The organism is Bowmanella yangjiangensis, assembly GCF_017255015.1.
GTDB lineage: Bacteria > Pseudomonadota > Gammaproteobacteria > Enterobacterales > Alteromonadaceae > Bowmanella > Bowmanella yangjiangensis.
In genome coordinates, this window is the sequence record NZ_JAFKCS010000826.1 from 1 (window position 1) to 315 (window position 315).

General features: G+C 67.6%; 1 protein-coding gene. It reads right to left on the minus strand.

The annotated features are described in order from the left end of the window. A partial coding sequence (locus tag J0A65_RS26855; RefSeq protein ID WP_206597214.1) for a hypothetical protein occupies positions 1–248 on the minus strand: 248 nt, incomplete at its 3' end. Positions 249–315: the final 67 nt, after the last annotated feature.

The window sequence follows — 315 nt, forward strand, 5'->3', positions numbered from 1 at the left end:
TAGCAGCCAAGCAGCACCAGCATCAGGCTCAACCAGCCGATGTAGCTCTGCAGCCGCTGCGCCTCGCGCTCATCCAGCCATGCGCCGGCCAGGGTCAGGCCGACCACCAGGGCATTGGCCAGCACCGCCACCAGCGCCAGCCAGCCAAGCACGCGCAGTTGGCGGGCGCTCCAGCCCGGCAGTGGCGGAACCCCGCGACGGTCGAGCAATTCCACCTGCGGTGCGCTGTAGGGATTGTCCGGCTGCATCACCCTGCCCCTGTTCGACGATGGCTGCAGGCTAACCAGCCAGGTCCCGCTTGAACAGACTGTACGG